The following is a 2921-nucleotide window of genomic DNA, read 5'->3' as shown; positions in this document are numbered from 1 at the left end:
TCCGGCCCCGTTTGGTTCTGCCCACCGTTCCTCGACGCCGGTTGCCCTACATGTGTGGCTGTTGCCCTGTGGCTGTTGCGTGGGAGGTGGGAGGTTTAGATGAAGGCGACGTCTGACCATCCGAGAGGATGGTGTTCGCCTACCAGGAAGGTGATGATTCCGGACCGGGAGAACTTCCCCGTCGTGTCCCGCAACCACTTCGACCCGCCATCACAAGACGGGCACGAGAATCCGAACGTTGATCCGAGATCCCATGCCTGGAAGTTGTGGCGGTGCGCCGTGACCCAGATGCGTGCCTCATGTGCGCGCTGGTCGCCGCGGGCTTGACCGTTCAACCACTTCTCGAACCCGGCCGCATCACTGCCTGGGATCTTGTGGCCATGGTTGAACCCCATGGGAACGTTCGCGGCGGTCGTGTACACGTTCATCTCGTCGTGCGGGATGGTGAAGTCGACGTGATCAAAACCGGGCGTTGCGTCGAGTACGCGTTGCAGGGTCTCCGCGAGGAACGCTCCCCCATTGTCGGAGTCGGACGTGATCGACTTCGCCGACCCGCCCTGACGACCGAACTCGGTGTGGTTGCAGAGCACGGAAACGAACTGGCCCTTGTCGAATGCTGGATACAGTTCGCGTGCGTACGCTGACCACACGTCAAGGACAAGGTTCATCTGCCCGCGAAGGCCAGCTTGTACCGTGTGCGTCTGCGACGTGTAGTTGCCGGCGATGCCTTCGAACGGGTCACCGTTGTTGACGATGACGAGTTCGGTGACGTTGCGGTGCTTTCGCTGCCGGGCAACTTCGGCCTGGAAGTTCTCGAGGCCGTCGTAGAGGCGGTCGAGGGTTGCGTCGATGCCGCCACCCTCAGACTTCCCGAGCTGCATGTCGGAGAGGTTGAGGATCGCGGCTACGGGTTCACCGAGGCCGCAGCCGGGAATGCGGCGCGGGAGCTTCCACGCCCTTGCGCGTTTCTGCGCTTCGGCGATGTCGGCTTCGGTGATCGCGTTGGTGGTCTTCCGTCGAAACGAAGCCCTGTATGAGAACAGGTTTACGATGTCGCGGTTGCCGTCCTCGGTTCGCTTGGACGACTGCCACGTGGATGCGCGAACCGTGTCCCCGATGATCTCGAAGAGCTCGGGGTCGAGCATGAACTTCTCGAAGACGTGATCCCAGTTGGTCAGCGGGCCTTCGGAGCGGATGCCGGTGAAGTCGCCTCCGATGACGGCGCCGTCTGGACCGTATCTGAAGTCGCCGTTCTCTTTCGCCGCGTCCTTGTCGGGTGCTTCGGAGAGGCGGTCTGCGAGGCTCACTTCGTGTACCCCATGCGCTTCCGCCACACACCGAACGTGGTGTCCGCGACTTCCGGCATGCCCTCTTTGACGAGAGCCTCGAGGAGGTCGACGTGTCTCCACTCGGGGTTCTTGAGCGTTGATCTGATGACTTCCTGGTCGTCCGCGGTTTGCTCTTCGAGCCAACGATCAAGGATGGTCTTCTGCGACTTAGGCGCGGGCGGTGATGCGAGGCTGGACTGAATCGACACGATGGTCGCCTTTCATAGCCGGTTGGGGCATAAGCCGTGAACATGCACTGTGAAGTTATGAAGTCTTGCCCGAGCGTGCCGGATTTGAACCGACGCCTCCCGCTGAGCACATGCCTGTGCGGGGGTGCTGCCTAGCTACACCAAGCACTCGGGTCTTCTGCGAGGGTTGCAACTTCCCCCTGGCTTTATGGGCCAACGGCCTCGCATTGTCGGGGATGAGGGGGTTGAACCCTCACGTCCTCACGGACACGCGATTTTGAGTCGCGCGCGTCTGCCGGTTCCGCCAATCCCCGGGGTGCTCGCCGCGGCTTTACCCGGACACGAGCGTGTGACACGACGGGGTGCGCGCTTTGTGAGATCGACCGTCCGGAAGTCTCACGGTGGGGCTGTCGTGTGTTTATCGGGTGCGTTCGTATGCACCTGTTTTCGCCGGCGTCGTCCCGGCTTGTCCTCGAACCGACCATTCGCCACGGGTCATTCCATGAGCCGACCGGGAGGAACAACAAAGCCGCCCACCAGAATGGTTGAGCGGCTGATTTCGGACACAACAATCCGAAGCACCTTCAGGATAGCAGACTTCAACCCATTTGTGCTACCGCTTCCTGAAGCGTGTCGATATCAATTTTGATACCTAGAGAGCGCCCAAGATCCTGAAGGCCTGTCACGCCGATCCAGACGGCCGCGCATTCCCGGTTGCGGCATTCGGCGGTGAACTCGTGCCCGACCCGAAAGGTGATCGTGAGATTGTCGCTCGACTCCCCCTCCGCGTTGCTCACCTTATCGACACCGCACTTGGGGCATTCGGTTCGCCGCAACGGGACAGTCTTCGGCGGTTCGATGAGATCCCACACTTTTGCCGCCCACGTGTCCGGATAGGACGCGAGGTGTTCGAACGTGGTGTCGTCCATTGCACCCGTGTTGTGCAGGGTATTGAGGCGTTCCCAGAATCCGCGCAGATCCAGTTTGAGTTCGCCGGCGCCCTGGACGCCCCATTCCTGCAACCACGCCCGGGTGACGTCCTGAATGTGGATGAGCAGGTCAAGGGATTGGACGTCGAGGATGTTGCGGGTTGACGGCAGCCCTCCCCCGCTTCCGCCTTCCATTCCAGGTGCGAGCTGCCCATTGAGCATGTCGACGAGGGGCGGGAAGTGTTGCTGTCTGTCGTGGTTGTCGACGGTTACGGTGAGGGTCCATGGTCCGATCAGTCGGGCCATCCCATCGGATAGTTCGGTCATGGGTTCTCGCTTTCGTGTTCAAGTGTGTGTTCTCGTGCACCGTCGATCTGTGGACCGACAAGGATGACCGGACACGACGGACAACGCCACAACGGCGGCAAAGTCATCGGATGCTCCACGCAGCACGCAGAGTGGCGCCTGTGAGGTGC

3 protein-coding genes and 2 tRNA genes are annotated in these 2921 nt (G+C 61.3%); all 5 read right to left on the bottom strand.

Features of this window, described 5'->3' with window-relative positions; translation table 11 throughout:
* Positions 1-95: 95 nt before the first annotated feature.
* Positions 96-1307 (bottom strand): hypothetical protein, encoded by a 1212-nt coding sequence (locus AB0300_RS18745; protein WP_366216681.1) that lies wholly within the window; start codon positions 1305-1307, stop codon positions 96-98.
* Positions 1304-1537: a hypothetical protein gene (locus tag AB0300_RS18740; protein ID WP_366216680.1), complete on the bottom strand. Its 234-nt coding sequence runs from the start codon at positions 1535-1537 to the stop codon at positions 1304-1306. The genes AB0300_RS18745 and AB0300_RS18740 overlap by 4 nt, the downstream gene beginning before the upstream one ends.
* Before the next feature lie 69 nt (positions 1538-1606).
* A tRNA-OTHER gene (locus tag AB0300_RS18735) sits at positions 1607-1688 on the bottom strand.
* A 58-nt stretch (positions 1689-1746) separates the two neighbouring features.
* Positions 1747-1830 (bottom strand) — tRNA-Leu (locus tag AB0300_RS18730).
* 285 nt (positions 1831-2115) lie between these two features.
* Positions 2116-2772, bottom strand: coding sequence for a hypothetical protein (locus AB0300_RS18725; RefSeq protein WP_366216679.1), 657 nt, complete (start codon positions 2770-2772; stop codon positions 2116-2118).
* Positions 2773-2921 lie beyond the last annotated feature (149 nt).

Origin of the sequence: Microbacterium sp. NPDC078814, from assembly GCF_040702645.1 — a bacterium.
Taxonomy (GTDB): Bacteria; Actinomycetota; Actinomycetes; order Actinomycetales; family Microbacteriaceae; genus Microbacterium.
This window is presented reverse-complemented; position numbering and strand designations above follow the sequence as displayed.